The 17,933-nt window shown below is 30.2% G+C and carries 23 protein-coding genes; all 23 read right to left on the bottom strand.

The window, feature by feature from the left end; genetic code table 11:
- Positions 1-9: 9 nt before the first annotated feature.
- The 23 genes from pal to L8X30_RS00085 all read right to left on the bottom strand — a co-directional run bounded on the left by pal (position 10) and on the right by L8X30_RS00085 (position 17,926).
- Positions 10-495 carry a peptidoglycan-associated lipoprotein Pal gene (pal, locus tag L8X30_RS00195; RefSeq protein ID WP_263678394.1) on the bottom strand — a complete coding sequence of 162 codons (486 nt, stop codon included), beginning with the start codon at positions 493-495 and terminating at the stop codon, positions 10-12.
- A 68-nt stretch (positions 496-563) separates the two neighbouring features.
- Positions 564-1,763, bottom strand: a complete 1,200-nt coding sequence (tolB, locus tag L8X30_RS00190) for a Tol-Pal system protein TolB (RefSeq protein ID WP_263678393.1) — start codon at positions 1,761-1,763, stop codon at positions 564-566.
- The gene (locus tag L8X30_RS00185) at positions 1,760-2,539 is read right to left on the bottom strand and encodes a Tol-Pal system subunit TolA (protein ID WP_039667927.1); all 780 of its coding nucleotides are present in this window, start codon (positions 2,537-2,539) and stop codon (positions 1,760-1,762) included. Before L8X30_RS00185 ends, tolB begins: the two co-directional genes overlap by 4 nt.
- Positions 2,540-2,542: 3 nt before the next feature.
- Complete coding sequence (locus L8X30_RS00180; RefSeq protein WP_012660945.1) at positions 2,543-2,929, bottom strand: ExbD/TolR family protein; 387 nt, start codon at positions 2,927-2,929, stop codon at positions 2,543-2,545.
- A gap of 3 nt (positions 2,930-2,932) precedes the next feature.
- Positions 2,933-3,493 (bottom strand): MotA/TolQ/ExbB proton channel family protein, encoded by a 561-nt coding sequence (locus L8X30_RS00175; RefSeq protein WP_173787088.1) that lies wholly within the window; start codon positions 3,491-3,493, stop codon positions 2,933-2,935.
- Entirely contained in the window at positions 3,493-3,885 is a 393-nt protein-coding gene (atpC, locus tag L8X30_RS00170; RefSeq protein ID WP_012660943.1) for an ATP synthase F1 subunit epsilon, read from the bottom strand. The genes L8X30_RS00175 and atpC overlap by 1 nt, the downstream gene beginning before the upstream one ends.
- A 3-nt stretch (positions 3,886-3,888) precedes the next feature.
- Entirely contained in the window at positions 3,889-5,343 is a 1,455-nt protein-coding gene (gene atpD, locus L8X30_RS00165) for a F0F1 ATP synthase subunit beta (RefSeq protein WP_039667925.1), read from the bottom strand.
- A gap of 14 nt (positions 5,344-5,357) precedes the next feature.
- Complete coding sequence (gene atpG / locus L8X30_RS00160) at positions 5,358-6,242, bottom strand: ATP synthase F1 subunit gamma (RefSeq protein ID WP_263678391.1); 885 nt, start codon at positions 6,240-6,242, stop codon at positions 5,358-5,360.
- Between the two features lie 9 nt (positions 6,243-6,251).
- Positions 6,252-7,757, bottom strand: coding sequence for a F0F1 ATP synthase subunit alpha (gene atpA / locus L8X30_RS00155; RefSeq protein WP_012660940.1), 1,506 nt, complete (start codon positions 7,755-7,757; stop codon positions 6,252-6,254).
- Between the two features lie 9 nt (positions 7,758-7,766).
- Complete coding sequence (locus L8X30_RS00150; RefSeq protein WP_263678389.1) at positions 7,767-8,288, bottom strand: F0F1 ATP synthase subunit delta; 522 nt, start codon at positions 8,286-8,288, stop codon at positions 7,767-7,769.
- Positions 8,288-8,800 carry a F0F1 ATP synthase subunit B gene (locus L8X30_RS00145; RefSeq protein WP_173787085.1) on the bottom strand — a complete coding sequence of 171 codons (513 nt, stop codon included), beginning with the start codon at positions 8,798-8,800 and terminating at the stop codon, positions 8,288-8,290. The genes L8X30_RS00150 and L8X30_RS00145 overlap by 1 nt, the downstream gene beginning before the upstream one ends.
- Before the next feature lie 9 nt (positions 8,801-8,809).
- Positions 8,810-9,235, bottom strand: a complete 426-nt coding sequence (locus tag L8X30_RS00140; protein WP_173787084.1) for a FoF1 ATP synthase subunit B' — start codon at positions 9,233-9,235, stop codon at positions 8,810-8,812.
- Positions 9,236-9,298: 63 nt separating this feature from the next.
- Positions 9,299-10,150 carry a ParB/RepB/Spo0J family partition protein gene (locus L8X30_RS00135; RefSeq protein WP_263678387.1) on the bottom strand — a complete coding sequence of 284 codons (852 nt, stop codon included), beginning with the start codon at positions 10,148-10,150 and terminating at the stop codon, positions 9,299-9,301.
- A 3-nt stretch (positions 10,151-10,153) separates the two neighbouring features.
- Entirely contained in the window at positions 10,154-10,936 is a 783-nt protein-coding gene (locus L8X30_RS00130) for a ParA family protein (protein WP_012660935.1), read from the bottom strand.
- A complete protein-coding gene (locus L8X30_RS00125) occupies positions 10,933-11,568 on the bottom strand; it encodes a biotin--[acetyl-CoA-carboxylase] ligase (protein ID WP_263678384.1) in 636 nt (211 codons plus the stop codon). The genes L8X30_RS00130 and L8X30_RS00125 overlap by 4 nt, the downstream gene beginning before the upstream one ends.
- Complete coding sequence (gene fmt / locus L8X30_RS00120) at positions 11,549-12,460, bottom strand: methionyl-tRNA formyltransferase (protein WP_263678383.1); 912 nt, start codon at positions 12,458-12,460, stop codon at positions 11,549-11,551. The genes L8X30_RS00125 and fmt overlap by 20 nt, the downstream gene beginning before the upstream one ends.
- The gene (locus L8X30_RS00115; RefSeq protein WP_263678382.1) at positions 12,457-12,924 is read right to left on the bottom strand and encodes a DUF6194 family protein; all 468 of its coding nucleotides are present in this window, start codon (positions 12,922-12,924) and stop codon (positions 12,457-12,459) included. The genes fmt and L8X30_RS00115 overlap by 4 nt, the downstream gene beginning before the upstream one ends.
- On the bottom strand, positions 12,924-13,967 hold the full coding sequence (obgE, locus tag L8X30_RS00110; RefSeq protein ID WP_263678381.1) for a GTPase ObgE: 1,044 nt from the start codon (positions 13,965-13,967) through the stop codon (positions 12,924-12,926). Before obgE ends, L8X30_RS00115 begins: the two co-directional genes overlap by 1 nt.
- Before the next feature lie 96 nt (positions 13,968-14,063).
- Positions 14,064-14,318: a 50S ribosomal protein L27 gene (gene rpmA, locus L8X30_RS00105; protein WP_002862355.1), complete on the bottom strand. Its 255-nt coding sequence runs from the start codon at positions 14,316-14,318 to the stop codon at positions 14,064-14,066.
- Positions 14,319-14,328: 10 nt separating this feature from the next.
- Positions 14,329-14,637 carry a 50S ribosomal protein L21 gene (gene rplU / locus L8X30_RS00100; RefSeq protein WP_039617324.1) on the bottom strand — a complete coding sequence of 103 codons (309 nt, stop codon included), beginning with the start codon at positions 14,635-14,637 and terminating at the stop codon, positions 14,329-14,331.
- Between the two features lie 124 nt (positions 14,638-14,761).
- Positions 14,762-15,919 (bottom strand): hypothetical protein, encoded by a 1,158-nt coding sequence (locus L8X30_RS00095; RefSeq protein ID WP_263678379.1) that lies wholly within the window; start codon positions 15,917-15,919, stop codon positions 14,762-14,764.
- Between the two features lie 9 nt (positions 15,920-15,928).
- A complete protein-coding gene (locus tag L8X30_RS00090) occupies positions 15,929-17,272 on the bottom strand; it encodes a DUF6844 domain-containing protein (RefSeq protein ID WP_263678598.1) in 1,344 nt (447 codons plus the stop codon).
- 24 nt (positions 17,273-17,296) lie between these two features.
- Positions 17,297-17,926: a penicillin-binding protein activator LpoB gene (locus L8X30_RS00085; protein ID WP_263678377.1), complete on the bottom strand. Its 630-nt coding sequence runs from the start codon at positions 17,924-17,926 to the stop codon at positions 17,297-17,299.
- Positions 17,927-17,933: the final 7 nt, after the last annotated feature.

The raw sequence follows: 17,933 nt of genomic DNA, 5'->3' as shown, positions 1-17,933 counted from the left end.
ATTTAAAACTTATTTTGATAATTTGAATTCTGCACGGCGATTTTGAGCATCGCAAGTTTTTGTTCTTTCAGTACATACAGGATTAGTTTCTCCGTAGCTTTTAACGCTAATTCTATCTGCGCTAACACCTTGAGCTACTAAAGATTCTTTTACTGCTTTAGCTCTTTTTAAACCTAAAGCTTGATTATACTCATCAGTCCCCCACTCATCGCAGTTTCCTTCAACTACTATTGCAGCATTAGCAGCTTCTTTATTAAAGATTTCAGCATTATTTGCAATAACCTTTTGCATATCTGATCTAACATTAAATTTATCAAAATCAAAATATACATTTGCTACAGAATTTAAAGATTCAAGATTTTCAAATCTATCAGATCCACCGCTACCTTTTGAGCCATCTACACTACTTGAACTACTAACGCTAGTGTTTTTAGTAGCACAACCACTTACAATAACAGCAAATGCAGTAATTGAAGCAAAAATGATTTTTTTCATTGATTTCCCCTTTTGTTTATTTAAAAATCATAATTTAATTATAACAAAAAAAATATGATTTTAGTATTTTACCAATCAATTGATTGAATTTTACCCACTTTTAAGCCATAATGAAAAGCTTTATTTGCATTAATTCGAATAACACCTAAAGCACTTTGAGAGCCTAAGTACTTAATAAACACAACACTTTCTCCATCACTTGAAAATCTTGGAAAAAGATTTTTACCATTTGCAGTGAGTTGTCTTATGTAATCGCTTTGGGTTGACATTAAATAAAGATTAAAAACTCCGCTTTGATTTACTTCTCTACTAGAATAAACCATGTAGTGTTTATAAGTAGAAACCGAAGAATTATTTTTACCATGAAAAACAACTTGTTCTGTTAAATTTGAATCTAAATTTTGCATAAAAATATTTGGATAGCCTAAGCGATCAGACACAAATACAATTTTTTTATCACCATCAACAAAATTGCCATTTACATCAATACCCATATAGTTTGTAATTTGTGTCAGATTTTTTGAATCTGCATCATACAAGTATACATCAGGTTGGTCTTTTGGAGCCATGGTAAGTAAAATTTTTTTACCATCATCACTCACATCAGAAGCAACCATCATACCTTTGCTAGCAATAATTTTTGTTATATTTTTATTTTTCATATTATATTTATAAAGAGTTGGAATCTCATCTTCATAGGCAGTAAAATAAAATGCATTTTGTTCTTTATTTGCCCATTTAGGAAACAAATTTAAACCTTTTGAAATCAATACTTTTTGGTAAGTTAAAGTATAATCTGCTAATAAAATATCACTTTGCTTACTACCTTGTGTTCTAGCTATTAAAATTTTATGATCCATCCAATCAACCGGAGCAAAACCTAACTTTTTATTCATTTGAGCAACACTTCTATGTGCTAAAAATGGATACTCTTCGATGGAAAGAATTTGTTCATAAAATCTTGTTTTAGTTTCATTTGCAGCTAAAATTTCAACATCAATATCTAAAAGTTTGCCGTTTTTATTTAATATATAAGAAAAAATATAATCACCTTGTTTTTCATCTTGAGTTATCTCAAAATTTGAACTTACTTTTATATCATTAACAAGCATGTTATAAAAACTTTTTTTAAGATCTAAATCATTCAATTTAGACTGATCTTTAATATAAATTTTTGGCAATTGCATACCTTTATTAACAACAGATATTGTTGCATCTTGTCCAAATAATACTGAACAAAAAAATAAAAATACTAGTATTTTTTTCATTGTTTCTCCGTTTTAAACTCAATTATATCACTAAGTTGCATTTTAATTTTTCTTATTTTACCATTTGGAGGTAAAGTTATGTATTTTCCTTCTAAATTTTGTAAAAATTCTTTTGCTTTTTTATCAAAATTATCACTATGTGCACTAGTAGTGTTTAACAGGTAAAAATAACCATTATTATCAATTACAAATTCTACTTCTATACTTAAGTTACCACTAGGATTATAAATCCTCCATCTATCTTCAAGATATTTTCTAACAGCGCCTAAGAATTGATCATAAACCCCTACTTTTTGCTCCATGACAGATTGACCTAATTCTTGATTTATTTTTAAATTTTCATTGAGTTGCTTAGAAAAATCATTGATTTTTTCTCTTTGGGCAAAAGTAGGTTTTTTTGAAGGCATAGAAGATTGCACTTTAGTCGTTTTTTCTTCTTGATAGTCTTCTATTTTACCAAACAACTCATTAAAAACACTTGCTTGTTGTTCTATATTTTGGGTGTTAACGCTTTTATTGGTAGTGTATTTTTGTAGAAGATTTTCTTCAAATAAACTTTGTAGATTTTCTTTTTGTAATTCTTGTATCATATTTACTTGATTTTGATTTATGCTATCTCCAAGTTCTATATTGATAAAACTATTAGGATCATCAGTATATTCAATGGCTTTTGGTTTATACTCAACCAACTTAAAAAATACCAAAAAAACAACAAAAAAATAAACTAAAGTTGCATAAATAAAAGCTTTAAGATTATGTGTAGAATTTTCTTCCATTTTTTACTCAGTTTGCAAAGCAACTTTTTGGAAACCTAAATGTTTCATTGTTCTTAAAACACTCATTACATCATCATATTTTAGATTCTTATCTGCTCTGATAAAAACTGTCTCTTGAGTATTATACTGAACTTTTAAAGCATTCATATTATCCGCAAAACTTATAAAATCAAATTTATCTTTTCCTATAAAAATTTCTTTTTTTGCATTAATTGTTATAATCAAACTTTTAATATTTGGCGCACTTGAAGTTTTTTGCGAACCTTGAGGAAGTTGAACTTTTTCTTCATATGTGATGCTTGGTGCTGTTACCATTAAAATAGCAAGCAACACAAGCATAATATCTACCAAAGGTGTAATATTGAGTTCAGGTTTTTCTTCTAAAAACATTAACTATACCTTTGTAGAGCTTACCAATACTTTGATCTCGCTATCTAAGATATTAATCAATTCATAGGCTTTACGTTTAATAATCAAATGAAAACTGTATGCAGGAATCGCTACTAAAATTCCACAACCTGTAGCCACTAAAGCTTCACTGATTTTAGGAGCTATAATGCTTAAAGAATTTTGCATCTCTAAGCCACCAAAAGTTTCAAGTATAGAAATAACCGTGCCAAAAAGACCTATAAAAGGAGAGGTTGAAGCGATAATGCTAAGCCAAGTTAACCCTACCGTAGCTTTTTTTTCTACAGAATTTTTATAAATATTCATCTTTGTTTCATCAACTTCAACACATTTTTTTAAAATTGATGCACTTTGACTTAAATCTTTTTCGCCTCTCATTAAAGCTTCTAAAGCCTGGCTTTCATTTTGAGTCCATTTATTAATAAGCATCAACCTTGAAAATAATATACTAAAACTAAGTATAAAATACACCGAAAGCCAAGCTAATACTATATAAGTGATTAAGCTTGTATTTTCAAAAAAATGAAAAATTGCTTGAAAATCCACTATTTTTGCCTTACATTATTATCCATTTTAGCAAAAGTAGAAGCAAGTGCAATACTATCACTGCTCATAGATTTAATTAAATCTTTTGCTTCTTCTAATCTTTTTGCTATTTCACTATCACTATTTCCTCCAACCCATACAGCGCCTTTTGCTAAAACACTCACTTTAGTTTCAGAAACTTTTGCATGACCTGAATCAATAGCAACTAATTCATGAGTTGAATCTGATTTTTCTATATCTATAATTCCTGCTTTTAAAGAAGAGATTAAAGATGCATGTCCTTTTAAAACACCAAATTCACCCTCGCTTCCAGGAAGAACTACCAATCTTGCATCCCCTTGATAAATCATACCAAGGGGTGTAATGATTTCTAAAGATATTAAATCTTGCATAAATTAACCTTTTTTAGCCTTATCCACTTTACAATTATCTAAACAAACGTCTTTTCTGCTAACTTCTTTAAGTGTTTCAGCTTTTGCTATAGCTTCATCAATATTACCAACCATATAAAAAGCATTTTCTGGTAAATCATCATATTTACCTTCTAAAATACCTTTAAATCCTGCAATTGTATCTTCTAAGCTGATATATTTTCCAGGGCTACCTGTGAAAACTTCAGCAACGAAGAATGGTTGAGATAGGAATTTTTCAATTTTTCTTGCTCTTTCAACAATCAATTTATCTTCTTCGCTTAACTCATCCATACCCAAAATAGCAATAATATCTTGCAAATCTTTATATTTTTGTAATACTGATTGTACTCCACGTGCTACTTTATAGTGCTCTTCACCAATAATTTGCGGATCAAGCATTCTTGAAGTAGAATCAAGTGGATCAACAGCTGGATAAATACCTTTTTCAGCAATTGATCTATTTAAAACTGTTGTTGCATCCAAGTGTGCAAAAACTGTTGCTGGCGCAGGGTCTGTTAAGTCATCTGCTGGTACATAAACTGCTTGAACTGAAGTAATAGATCCTTTTTTGGTTGAAGTAATTCTTTCTTGGAACTTACCCATTTCGCTAGCTAGGGTTGGTTGATAACCAACAGCTGAAGGAATTCTTCCTAAAAGCGCTGACATTTCTGAACCTGATTGAGAAAATCTAAAAATATTATCAATAAACATTAAAACATCAAGTCCCATTTCATCTCTAAAATACTCAGCCATAGTAAGACCTGTTAACGCAATACGATTTCTTGCTCCTGGTGGTTCATTCATTTGACCATAGCACAATGCAACTTTATCCAATACGTTACTTTCTTTCATTTCATTATAAAGGTCATTACCCTCACGAGTTCTTTCGCCAACACCTGCAAAAACCGAATATCCGCTGTGTTTAAATGCAACGTTGTGAATTAATTCCATAATAATAACGGTTTTACCAACACCTGCACCACCAAAAAGACCAACTTTACCACCCTTAGCATAAGGAGCTAGCAAATCAACAACCTTTATACCTGTTTCAAAGATTTCACTTTTTGTACTTTGCTCTTCAAATGGAGGCGGATCTCTATGAATTGACCAGTGTTTATCAAAATTGATTTCTTCGCCCTCATCAATCAAATCACCCGTTACATTAAAAATTCTTCCAAGAACTTTTTCGCCTACTGGAACGCTAATTGGATTTCCAGTTGCAACAGCTGTTAAACCTCTAACAAGACCATCCGTCATATCCATAGCGATGGTTCTTACTTTATTATCACCTAAATGTGCAGCTACTTCAAGAACTAGCTTGCATTCTTTTCCTTCTAATTCATAATTAACAATAATAGCTTCATTAATTTGTGGAAGATAGTCTTTAAATTCAACATCAACCACTGGTCCTAAAACTTGAGAAATAAAACCTTGCATCATCACTCCTAAATTTATTTCATTGACTCAACACCGCTGATGATTTCTATCAACTCGGTGGTAATAGATTCTTGTCTTGCTTTATTATAAGCTAAATTAAGCTGCTTAACTCTAGCTTTTGCATTATTGGTTGCATTATCCATGGCTTGCATTCTAGCACTATGTTCAGCTGCCAAAGAATCAACTAAAGAAAAATACATGTTATATTCAAAATAAGTTTTTAACAAATCGTTTAAAATTTCTTCATCTTCTGGTTCTAAGTCCATTAAAGATTCAGACTTTTGTTCTTCTTTACCAACAATAGCTTCTACTGGCAACAACTCATTAATACAAATTTCTTGAGAAATCATATTTTTATAACCATTGTGAATGATTACAATTTTATCTGTCACGCCATTTACAAAATCATCAACAGCTTTTTGGATAATAGCACAAGCCTTATCATAATCTGGACTTGAACTTGTATCTAAATATTTTTCCAAAATTTCTATATTTTGAAAATTAAAATATTCTATACCTGTTTTACCAATAGCTCTTAATCTTACCTTGATTTTTTTTGTTTTGCAATCTTCAAGCATTTCATTTACGGCTTTAATGGTTTTAATATTAAATCCACCACACAAACCCTTATCGGCTGTGACAAAAATAATATCCATTTTTTCTATATTATCTTTTTTTCTAAAAAATGGAAGTTTGTCATCAAGCCCATCGTATTGATTGATCTTGAACGCAATTTCTGATAAAACTTCATCGATTTTTTGAGCAAAAACCTTTGATTTTTTAGCTGCCTCTTCTGCTTTTCTTAGTTTAGCAGTAGAGACAAGCTTCATCGCATTGGTTGTCTTTTGTGTATTGTGAACACTTTTTATTTTTCTTTTAATTTCTTTTAAATTAGACATTTAAAAACCTTATATATGGTTTGCTTTAAACTCACTCAATGCTTTAGCTAGTTTTTCTTCTAAATCTTTATCTAAAGCTTTTTTAGTTCTAATTTGCTCAAAAATTTCTGGATACTTAGCCTCAATAAATGGATATAAAGCTGCTTCAAATTCTCCAATTTTCGAAACCGCAACATCATCTAAATAACCTTTAGTGCCTGCAAAAATAATCACAACTTGATTTTCTGGTGAAAGTGGAGAATATGGAGGTTGCTTTAAAACTTCAACCATTCTTTGTCCACGCTCAAGTTGTTTTCTACTAGCTTCATCCAAATCACTTGCAAATTGTGCAAAAGCTTGCAATTCTCTATACTGAGCTAAATCAAGTCTTAATGTACCTGAAACTTGTTTTGTTGCTTTAATTTGCGCGGCACCACCAACACGAGATACAGATAAACCAACATTAATCGCAGGACGAATACCTGAGTTAAATAAATCTGTTTCTAAGAAAATTTGACCATCTGTAATTGAAATAACATTGGTTGGAATATAAGCTGAAACATCCCCTGCTTGAGTTTCAATAATAGGAAGTGCAGTCAAGCTTCCCGCGCCAAGCTCATCACTTAACTTACTTGCTCTTTCAAGCAATCTTGAATGTAGATAGAACACATCACCAGGATAAGCCTCACGACCTGGAGGACGACGTAAAATCAAAGACATTTCACGGTATGCAACAGCATGTTTACTTAAATCATCATAAACGATCAATGCATGTCTTGAATTATCTCTAAAATATTCACCCATAGTTACCCCAGCATATGGCGCAAGATACTGTAACGCAGCAGGATCTGATGCACCCGCATTTACCACTATAGTATAATCCATTGCACCATATTCTTCAAGCTTTTTAACTACTTGAGCTACAGTACTTTGTTTTTGACCAATTGCAACATAAATACAAATAACATCTTTACCTTTTTGACTAATAATTGTATCAATTGCTACAGTTGTTTTACCTGTTTGTCTATCACCGATGATTAATTCTCTTTGTCCTCTACCAATTGGGACTAAAGCATCAATAGCTTTAATACCCGTATGTAATGGCTCATGAACGCTTTTTCTAGCCATAATACCTTTTGCTTTTTCTTCTACAAAACGATATTCGCTCGCTTCAATTACGCCTTTAGCATCAATTGGCTCTCCTAAAGCATTTACAACACGTCCTATTAACGCATCTCCAACTGGAACTTTTAAAAGTTTTTTTAATCTTTTTACAGAACTTCCTTCTTTAAGTCCAAGTCCTTTACCTAAGATAACAATACCAACACTTGATTCTTCAAGGTTAAGAACCATTCCTTTTTCGCCATTTTCAAATTCAACCATCTCTCCAGCCATAGCATTTTTAAGGCCATATACCTTAGCAACACCATCGGCAACTGAAATAATTTTACCGGTTTCTTCTATTTCAAGATTAAAGTCAAATTTTTCAATTCTTTCTTTTATAATAGAACTAATTTCATCTGCTTTAAATTTCATCAAATCTCCTTAAATTGCTTTTAATATATATTCATTCATCTTAGCTTTTAAGCTTTGCATTGAAAATGAAATTTCATATCCAAGTCCATCTAAGCTAATTTTCACACTGTCATTATCACTTATTTTACTATCTAATCTAATTTTTGCATTAAATTTAAGACTAAGTTTTTCCTCTAAATTTTTAATTTCTTCTTCGCTTAATTTTTCTTTTGAGTAAACCTGTCCTAAAAATGTATTTTCTTTTGATGCTTTTTGTTCACTTAATTCTTTAGTGATTTCTGGAATTAGCATTTCTCTTTTATTATCCACAATCAAATTTATAAAATTTTTAAAAGCATCACTTGGATTATTCAATAATGAAAGTATTAACTCTAATTTTTTGTCTTGTTTTATTTCGTATGAATTTAAAATATCTATAAATTTATTAGATGCAAAAGCTGAGCTTAACTCTAACAAATTAGAATAAAAATCTTCAAAATCATTTCTTTCTAATATTGCCTTTGCATATGTTTTAGCAATTACTTTTTCCATCAAGACACCTTTTTCATCATGATATTTAAAATTTCTTTTTGTTGTAGCTGTAAATTTTGATCTTCAAAAATTTCTTCTAAAACTGCTTGCACAACTTCTTTTTCCATTTTTCTTATTTCATATTCTTTGTGCTCTTCGTAAGTTTTTTCTAGAGCTTTAATTTCCATTTTTGTTTCATTCTCGATTTTTTCAGTAATAATTTCTGCCTCTTTTTTTGCAAGAGCAATTGCATTAACAGCTTCTTGTTTGGCTAAATCTAATTTTTTCATCATTTCTAATTTATGATTTTTACTTGCAATAAGTTTTTCTTGAATTTCATTCATTCTAGATGCAATCTTTGCAATTCTACCATTATAGAAATTTTTCAAAGGTGTTGCTATGAAATAATACAAAATAGCAGCAAATAAAACAAAATTCACCGCTCTTGGAATAATATCATACTCACCACTTCCATTACCTGCTGCAAAAGCATAAAAAGGAAGTATTGATAATAATGTAATTTTTTTCAACATTTATCTTCCTTAAATTTTACTCAAGCTATTTTTAAAGCTTTGTTTAAATTCTGGCATTTTTAAACGCATTTCTTCTTTTAACTCTTTTTCTTTTTCTTTTAGACTTTTAAGAAAAACAAGCATTTGATCTTCTAATTCTCTTTTTCTTGTTGATAATTCTTTTTCTTGTTTTAATTTAGCTTCTTCTATGGCTTTTGCTTTGATTTGATTGATTTCATCTCTTGTTTGGATATGAATTTTTTCCAACTCACTTTCCACATTTGAAACATCGTCGGAATTTTTTTTCATTTTTTCTTCATCATTTTTTATGGTTAAATCTCTAGAATCCATAAATTTAATCAAAGGTTTATAGAGCATAGAATTTAAAATCGCTATCATAAGCAAAAAAATGACACCGGTGGCTATCATGATGGAAAAATGTACATCATTAAACATTAATACTCCTAAATAAATCTAAATAAAACGCGAAATTATAGCAAAACATACCTAAAAACATATTTAATTTAATGTCTTTAGAAATTCCCTAACCTCATCTTCATTTTCAAAATTTATAGTAATTTTTAAATCTTTTGCATTTACTTTTAAGCCTAAAGATTCAATTTTTTCTTTTAAATTTATTATAGTTTGATATTGTTTGTTTAAAGTTGTGTTTTTTTCTAATTGGTTTGTGTTTTTAAAATTTTTAATTAACTTTTCGGTATCTCTTACATTGAGTTTTTGCCCTATGATAGTATCAACTATCATTTTTTCTTCTTCTTTTTCAAGTCCCACTAAAACTTTTGCATGACCTTGTGAAATTTTACCTTCTATAATGAAATTTTGCGTTTGCTCGTTTAAATTTAAAAGTCTTAAGGTATTAGCAATTTGAGGTCTTGATTTGTGAATAAGATCTGCTAATTTTTCTTGAGTGATATCATGAATTTCTAATAACTCTTTATAAGAATGTGCTAATTCTATAGGGTTTAAATTTTCTCTTTGAATATTTTCTATTAAAGCAAGCTCACGTAATTTTATATCATCTACGTTTAAAACTACAGCTTTAATTTGTTCTTTTTCTAAAAGCTTACATGCCCTAAATCTTCTCTCACCTGCTATTAAAATATAATCAAATTCATCTTTTTTAAAAACCACAACAGGCTGAATCAAACCATATTCTTTAATAGAACCTGCAAGTTCTTCTAGAGCTTGGGTATCAAAATTTTTTCTTGGCTGATAAGGGTTTGGACTAATTAAATCTATATCAATTTCTTCTATTCTGCCTTCATTAGAGCCTAATTCTTTTTCATAAACCTCATCAATATCAGCCAAAATGCTACTTAAACCTCTTCCTAATGCACTTTTTTTTGCCATTTTTTATCCTAATATAGAATGTGCTAAATTTTGATATGCCACTGAACCTGGAGATTTTATATCATAAAGTATAATAGGCTTTCCATAGCTTGGACTTTCAGCAAGTTTTACATTTCTTGGTATGATGATGAAATCATCTTCATTATCACCTGTTCTAAATAGCTTTTGTTTGAAATTTTGTTTTAAATCTTCCACAGTATCTTTTGAAAGATTATTTTGTGAGCTATACATAGTTGGCAAAAAGCCTTTTATTTTTAGTTTTGGATTGATAGTTTTTTTCACAAATTTAATAGTGTTTAAAACCATCGCAACACCCTCAAGCGCATAAAACTCACATTGTATAGGGATAATAACACTATCGCTTGCCGCAAAAGCATTTACCGTAATGCTTCCAAGCGCAGGAGGTGAGTCAATGATAATAAAATCATAATCTTTGGCAATTTCTTTGATTTTTTCTCTTAAAATTGTTCTATATTCTCCGCTTTCTTTTACTACTTCTTGCTCAATTCCAACCAAAGAAATATTCGATGGAGCTAAATATAATTGCGGAAGCTCAGTTTTTAAAATAATTTCAGAAAGTTTTTTCCTACCTATAAAAACATGGTAAATATTATATTCATAATTACTTCTATTAAAACCAAGTCCTGTTGTAGCATTAGCTTGTGGATCAATATCTATCAAAAGAACCTTTTTTTCAGCTACTGCCAAAGAAGCCGCTAGATTAATAGCGGTAGTAGTTTTACCTACCCCACCTTTTTGATTTGCAATAGTTATTATCTCACTCATCTTAAACTATATATCCTTTTATTATCTAACAATATAGAACCATCTTTATACAACAAAGCATCTTTTAAAGATAAAATCTTACCTTCATTATGTATAAAAAAATTTCTTGATTTTTCAAATTCTAGCATATACTTGCTAAAAATATTCTTCCATAAAATTTTCTCATCTACATAAGAAAAATACTCATTTAAAAGTTTTGCTATATCCACTTCTATATCTAAAATTTCAGCATTAAATGGGGCGTATTTAAGATTAATCCCCATTCCTACAACTAAAAAATCATTGATTTTAGAACTCATCAATCCGCCTATTTTTTTATCTTCTATATAAAAATCATTAGGCCATTTAATCCATACTTTTGAATTTTGTCTTTGCAATACTTCTTTCATTAAAAATGCAAAGTATATACTAGCAGAAGCCAAAGGAAGATCTTGTGCTAATTCTTGAGTTTTTATGCAAAAAGATACATGTAAATTTCCTTGCTTGCTTTGCCAAGTATTATCTCTACTACCTATACCAGCACTTTGGATAAAAGCACAAATGGCTGTATTGTTAGTAATCTCTCCACTGCGAATTTTATCACTTAAATAAACTTGAGTTGATTCAAGTTCATCAAAATAAACTATCTCCAAGTTTTAACCTTTTTCCATTTAAATAAGTCTTAGCGTCTAAAACTTTTTTTCCACTTTCTTGTAAAGTTTTAATCCTTAAAATACCTTTTGTACATGAAAGCAAAAAGCTTTCCTTTTCTATTTGTAAAATCACACCTGGTTTTTGAGTTTTTTCACTATCAATTAGCTCTATGTCTAAAAATTTCAAACCATTTTCTAAAAAAATTCCAGGCCAAGGTGCAAAAGCTAGAAATTTTTGATAAATTTCACTTGCATTATTTAAAGCAATCAAGCCATCTTCTTTTTTAATTTTTTTACAATGTGTAACTAAACTTTCATCTTGCTTTTTTGGGACAATTTTTTCAAAATTCAAAAGTGTAGAAATAGTAAGCTTAGCTGCTAAATTGGAAAGCATAATAAAAACTTCAGCTGAATTTTTACCTTCTATATCACATTCTATGTTTTCTAAAATAGCACCACTATCAAGCCCTTCTTCCATAAGCATAGTGCAAACCCCGCTTATTTTATCCCCATTTAAAATAGCACTTTGTATAGGCGAAGCGCCACGATATTTAGGAAGCAAGGAAGCATGTAAATTGACACAAGGAGCAATATCTAAAATTTCTTTTGGTAAAATCTTCCCATAAGCAGCAACAACTATAAAGTCAGGTTTTAAGCTTTTTATTCCATTGATTGTGTTTTCATCTTTTAAGCTTTTTGGAGTGAAAATTTCTATATTTAAATTATTTTCCAAAACAAACTTTTTAGTATCACTTGGAGTTAAAATTTGCTTTCTTCCCACAGGTTTATCAGGCTGGGTAAATAAAGCTTGGACATTAAACCCTTTATCAACAAGCTCTTTTAAAATACATGTTGCATAAGAGGGAGTTCCCATAAAAATGATATTTTTCATAGCGCCACTATCCTTTTTTGATAAGTTTTTATAGCTTTTTGATATGAAAGCTCAAGATAATCTTTAAAAATTTCAAAATTTTTTCTTGAAGGATTGTTAATACAAATATATCCCATATAAGCATAAATTGGATGAGGCATGATAAGATCAAGCATAGAAAAATCATAATTTAAACTAACAATTTCACCCTTTAAAGCTTTTTTAGGTTTTTGACCAAAAAGATTTTGGTAATCTTGATCACAAAGAGAGCAACTTAGACGAAACACACCTTCTCTATTTAAATTCGAAGCTTTATCATTTATGCCATCATTTTCTTTAATAGTACAAAAATAAACTCTGTTTTTTAAAACCTTATCGGGATTATAAAAAAAGCTATGTTCTTTATAGGTAAATTTATATACCAAACCTTTAAAATTGGACTTGATATATTCTTGGATAAAATCTATAGTTAAATTTTCACTCATCAAAGATTATTTTGACTTCTAATTTTTTTAACTTCTTCTAAAAGCATAAATTTAAGCTCTTTTAAACCTGTTTTTTCAAGGCTTGATACTTTAACAAAAAAGCTTTGTGGATTATTTTGACTTTGCAAATAAGCTTTTAACTCATTATAATCATCTTCCATTTTTTGTGCAAATTCCTCACCTAAATTTACACTATCACTTTTTGAAAGCATTAAGCCAAAATTTCTTGCATAAAGTTTGCTTGAAAATTTTTCTAATTCTTTTCTTAAAATGCAAAATTGTTCTTTTAAACTCATATCTCTTAATGGATCAAGCACAAAAAGTAAAAAAGAAGTTCTTTCTATGTGTCTTAAAAATTCAAGTCCCAAACCCCTACCATCGCTTGCACCTTCTATAATACCTGGGATATCTGCCATTACAAAAGAATTACAATCATCTACTTCAACCATACCAAGTTTTGGAGTTAAAGTAGTAAATTCATAATTAGCTATTTCAGGTCTTGCATTAGACACTACGCTTATAAGAGTAGATTTTCCTACATTTGGAAAGCCTACAAGCCCAACATCTGCTATGAGTTTTAACTCTAAGCGCACACTTAAGGTTTTTCCTGCCACGCCTGGTTGGGCATAATCTGGGCGTTGATTAGTAGAGTTTTTAAAGTGAGTATTGCCAAGACCACCTTTACCGCCTTTTAAAAAGAGTTCTTTTTGGCCTTCTACTAGCATATCAAGTAAAACTTCCCCACTTTGTGCATCAATTACTTGAGTGCCTTGAGGGACAATCAACTCTAAACTCTCCCCTCTTTTACCATTTTTATTACGACCTAAACCCGGTTGGCCATTTTGTGCTTTAAGTTCTTTTTTGCCTTTAAAGTGCGCTAGGGTATGGGTATTGTTATCACATATAAAATACACATCGCCACCATTTCCACCATCGCCACCATCAGGTCCACCAAGTGGAACATGTTTTTCACGGCGAAAACTCACAGCACCTTTACCACCATTACCTGAACTTAAAACTAATTTTACATTATCTATAAACATACAATCACCAAAGTATAAATTTTTAAAATGATATTATATTTTTTTTAATATATTAAGATTAAAAAGAAGAAAAAGGCTACAAAGTAGCCTTAAAAATTATGCAGGATAAACAGAAACTTTTTTTCTATTTTTATCTTTTCTTTCAAATTTTACAAAACCATCAATTAAAGCAAAAATTGTATGATCTTTTCCCATGCCTACGTTATTACCTGCATGAGTTGCTGTTCCTCTTTGGCGAATGATGATGTTACCAGCGCGAACAAATTCTCCACCAAATTTTTTAACACCTAGACGACGACCTATAGAATCACGATTATTCTGAGTTGAACCTTGACCTTTCTTGTGTGCCATTCTTTACTCCTTAAGCTTTAATATCTACTACTCTAACGCGAGTAAATTGTCTTCTAAAACCGCGTTTTAATTTTGAGTCTTTTCTACGTCTTTTTTTATAAATCACAACTTTTTTGTCTTTTCCATGAGCAATCACTTCTAAAACAACTTTTGCACCCGCAACAAACGGCGCACCTACCTTTAATTCTTTATCGCATACAGCAAGAACTTCACTTACTTCTACGCTTGATTTTGCTTCAGCTTCAAAACGATCTAGTTTAAGCTCATCACCTTGGCTTACTCTATATTGTTTTCCACTGTGTTTTATAATAGCATACATACAGCTATCCTTTCTTAAAATATTTTGGTAGCACCATAAAGCATTATGTATAAAACATAAATTTAAAAAGCTTTAGTGGTTAAAACTTGAGATTATACTCAAAATAATTTTAAATTTAGGTTAATTACCAACCTAAATTTACTGTACCATTTGGATTTACACTATGTTGTTTTTCCATTCCAACACCGCTATCATCTAAAGGTCTACAAATATCATCTTTTTTAACACTTCCTTCAAGAATTTTAGCATATGATAGTTTTGGTGTTGAGCGGATAATTTGAACCTTTCCACTTTTTGTTTCTATTCTTGCTGTATTTTCTTTAGTATAAGCATCCTTTATCACTTCACCCAAAGAATAACACTCATAAATTTCATCATTACTCAAAGTTTGCGAGAAGACTACTTCATTATTACTAACTTGTGCAACTTTTAAAGGATAAATAGCATTTAAAATATCATCTGAAATTTTCTTTGCAATTTTTTCACTTAGCTTTTCACTAGCTGCTAAAGAATCACCTTTAACAGAAGCTGACATGGTTAAAGTATTTGAAAATTTAATTTGTCTGGTGGCAAATAAAAGCACGCGATAATCCACCACAACATCTATTTTATTTTTATTTCCTTTGGTTTTAAGATCAACTCCACCAACATTAAATAATAATATATAATCAGTAGCTAAAACATTCTTAAGTTTGTAAATTTCATCTTTATGCGTATTAGATGAATTTATCAAAGCTTTCTCCATTTCATAATAACCTTTAGAATCTCTATCTAAAACATTAAATTTCCTACTTTGAAGTAAATCTGTGATAATTTTTTGCTGTAAAATGTTTCCAAGCTCTTGGTATTTAGAAGAGGTATTAAATACCGTAATACTTCTTCTACTATCTGGCTTATAACCTGGTATTTGATATTTTTTATGAGTAGTAGTTTTAAAAATGGTTACATTTGCTATGTATTTGTCGTTTTCTTGAACCACACTATCAATTTCATATGCATCAACTCTGCCTTTTGTAGCTTTTATGATTTGCTCTTTATAGCTATCTTCTATATTAGTCTTTTTATTATTTGAATTTACCCCGACAAAAGACTGCTTGGTTGAGTCAATATTAACACCATTTAATTTACCAATAGCTTCTATTATGGCATTATTTATTGCCTCTTCTCTGCTAGCTCCTATACCCTCGCCTGTACTTGAATTGGTAGTGCTTGTGGTGATTATTTTGGCATATAAACTCAAATGAAAACATAAAATCAAAATACAAATTTGTAATATCTTCATAAATTTTTCCTAAAAATCATCTATATCATTTACAACATTAGAACTTCTTTGTATATTAGAAGACTTTTTAGGTTCAGTTTTTGGGACACTAGTGTTTGAATTTGATTTTAAAGCTTCGTTAATATTTGCCACATTATCATAAGAATAAAATCTTACAACACCTACATGTTCTATACCATTTTCGCTTGTATAATTCCATCTTTTAAGTGTTCCTATGCCTTTGATTTTTCCGCTAGCACTTGCTTTTATTTTTGTATTGATTTTTTCTACAATATTTGTGAAATCTTGAATTTGTTCTTGAGTAGTGTTGTCATTGATATTTAAGCTTTGCTTGATGATTTCTTCATAACTTTCACCTGTAGTTTTTTCATCTTTTAAACTTAAATTTGTATTGATAAATTCAATTATAGCTGCATCAGCCATAGTTGAAGCTGTATCTTTAGCCCTATCTTCTAATATATTTGTCTTCTTGGCATTATTTGCATCAGCAATATAACCCCAATTTCCATAGCTTAAAATAACCGGTGAACCTTTTTCATCATAAACTAAGCGAATGCCATATTCATTAAGAAAGCTTTTATTGTCTTTTGGTAAATACTCGTTGATATTTTTTCCTTTACCTTTGATCTTGCTTTGACGCGCTAAAGACATATCTTTAGCAAGTTGACGAGTTTTTTTAGAAACAACTGCAATTACACCAATATCATATTGCCCTCTTCTTTGCGTAACTATAGTTTGCACAGGAATTAAACCGCTCATTGAGCCAACTGCACTAGTAATTGTTTTATTAAGAAACTCTTCTTTTAATAAAATCTTCTTTCTTTCCTCTGTTAAACCTTCTACATTAATACCCAAATCTCTCAAAGCTTTATCTAATTTTGCACCACTTAATTGAACCAGTTTATCAAAAATTTGCCCTACAACACTTCCTTTTGGCAGTTCTTCAAATTCTTTTGCATTAGTAGAATTATCAGCTTCGTAATTTTGAATTTTACTCACTGCCATTCTTCCAAAGGCATCTTCAATAAAATCAGACTGTAAATTAAGCATAGCTTTTTGGTAAGCATTTTGCAAAGCTTGAGCAAATTGAGGATCGCTATCGCTTAGCGCAACTACACTTCTACCCGTATAAAAGGTTTTTCCATCTTTTGTAATACCATATTCTATACCAAAATTATCTGCAAATTCTTCAAAAAAATCATCTAAAGATTTTGGAGTAATATCTTTAGAGCTAGCATCTGACATTTCATTTTGAATTTTAATATCTTCTTGAGTAATTTCAACTTGTGGAGTTGCTTGAGCATAAAGAAAACTCGCTACCAATAATGATCCAATAACAAATCTTTTTTTCATCATATCTTTCCTTGTTGTTTTATATTACCAGCTTACAGTTTTACTAGATCCTAGTTTATTGATTCTATTAGTTTTTTGCCATACTACCAAACCACTGCCCTTTTCAGCTAATTTCATAACAAAAAAGTATTCAACTTGGGTTTTACCGTTGCTTAATTTTATATTTTGCTGACCAATTCTTCCTTGTAAAGTCAAAGAAGCACTAATTTGCGTATGATTTTTAGATACTGTAGCTTTATCATATCTATCATCATCTTTATCGCTCGTTACATCATCCATATTATTTTGAGTAGCACTATCACTGCCTTGAGTAGCTGAAGCTGCAAATTTACCTGAATTTATAAGTTCTTCTACCATCAAATCAGTCAAATTTCTAGTATCTATTCTTAAAGCCGTATCATTTACCACATCATAAACTGCCACAATAGCCTTACCTGAATTTCCTATTTTATTCACAACATAACTTGAATTAAACAAACTATTTAACATTTCTTTAGCTGTATTGTCAAAATCTTCACCAGTTAAAGCCATGCTTAAAGAATCGCCTTGTTTTACTTTTGTCGCAGTTCCATCTACATAAATAGGTTGTTGCATACACGCACTAAATAAAACACCTATAACCACTACACTTGTTAAAATTTTAATTTTTTGCATTTTTTAT

Source organism: Campylobacter sp. CNRCH_2015_0338h, from assembly GCF_025772785.1.
Classification (GTDB): Bacteria; Campylobacterota; Campylobacteria; order Campylobacterales; family Campylobacteraceae; genus Campylobacter_D.
Note: the sequence above shows the minus strand (reverse complement) of the source record. Positions and strands in the feature narration are given on the sequence as shown.

Bases quoted from the DNA above. Each gene is read 5' to 3' on its own strand.
- pal (WP_263678394.1), bottom strand. From the start codon at position 495: ATGAAAAAAATCATTTTTGCTTCAATTACTGCATTTGCTGTTATTGTA.
- tolB (WP_263678393.1), bottom strand. From the start codon at position 1,763: ATGAAAAAAATACTAGTATTTTTATTTTTTTGTTCAGTATTATTTGGA.
- L8X30_RS00185 (WP_039667927.1), bottom strand. From the start codon at position 2,539: ATGGAAGAAAATTCTACACATAATCTTAAAGCTTTTATTTATGCAACT.
- L8X30_RS00180 (WP_012660945.1), bottom strand. From the start codon at position 2,929: ATGTTTTTAGAAGAAAAACCTGAACTCAATATTACACCTTTGGTAGAT.
- atpC (WP_012660943.1), bottom strand. From the start codon at position 3,885: ATGCAAGATTTAATATCTTTAGAAATCATTACACCCCTTGGTATGATT.
- atpD (WP_039667925.1), bottom strand. From the start codon at position 5,343: ATGCAAGGTTTTATTTCTCAAGTTTTAGGACCAGTGGTTGATGTTGAA.
- atpG (WP_263678391.1), bottom strand. From the start codon at position 6,242: ATGTCTAATTTAAAAGAAATTAAAAGAAAAATAAAAAGTGTTCACAAT.
- atpA (WP_012660940.1), bottom strand. From the start codon at position 7,757: ATGAAATTTAAAGCAGATGAAATTAGTTCTATTATAAAAGAAAGAATT.
- L8X30_RS00150 (WP_263678389.1), bottom strand. From the start codon at position 8,288: ATGGAAAAAGTAATTGCTAAAACATATGCAAAGGCAATATTAGAAAGA.
- L8X30_RS00145 (WP_173787085.1), bottom strand. From the start codon at position 8,800: ATGTTGAAAAAAATTACATTATTATCAATACTTCCTTTTTATGCTTTT.
- L8X30_RS00140 (WP_173787084.1), bottom strand. From the start codon at position 9,235: ATGTTTAATGATGTACATTTTTCCATCATGATAGCCACCGGTGTCATT.
- L8X30_RS00135 (WP_263678387.1), bottom strand. From the start codon at position 10,150: ATGGCAAAAAAAAGTGCATTAGGAAGAGGTTTAAGTAGCATTTTGGCT.
- L8X30_RS00130 (WP_012660935.1), bottom strand. From the start codon at position 10,936: ATGAGTGAGATAATAACTATTGCAAATCAAAAAGGTGGGGTAGGTAAA.
- fmt (WP_263678383.1), bottom strand. From the start codon at position 12,460: ATGAAAAATATCATTTTTATGGGAACTCCCTCTTATGCAACATGTATT.
- L8X30_RS00115 (WP_263678382.1), bottom strand. From the start codon at position 12,924: ATGAGTGAAAATTTAACTATAGATTTTATCCAAGAATATATCAAGTCC.
- obgE (WP_263678381.1), bottom strand. From the start codon at position 13,967: ATGTTTATAGATAATGTAAAATTAGTTTTAAGTTCAGGTAATGGTGGT.
- rpmA (WP_002862355.1), bottom strand. From the start codon at position 14,318: ATGGCACACAAGAAAGGTCAAGGTTCAACTCAGAATAATCGTGATTCT.
- rplU (WP_039617324.1), bottom strand. From the start codon at position 14,637: ATGTATGCTATTATAAAACACAGTGGAAAACAATATAGAGTAAGCCAA.
- L8X30_RS00095 (WP_263678379.1), bottom strand. From the start codon at position 15,919: ATGAAGATATTACAAATTTGTATTTTGATTTTATGTTTTCATTTGAGT.
- L8X30_RS00090 (WP_263678598.1), bottom strand. From the start codon at position 17,272: ATGAAAAAAAGATTTGTTATTGGATCATTATTGGTAGCGAGTTTTCTT.
- L8X30_RS00085 (WP_263678377.1), bottom strand. From the start codon at position 17,926: ATGCAAAAAATTAAAATTTTAACAAGTGTAGTGGTTATAGGTGTTTTA.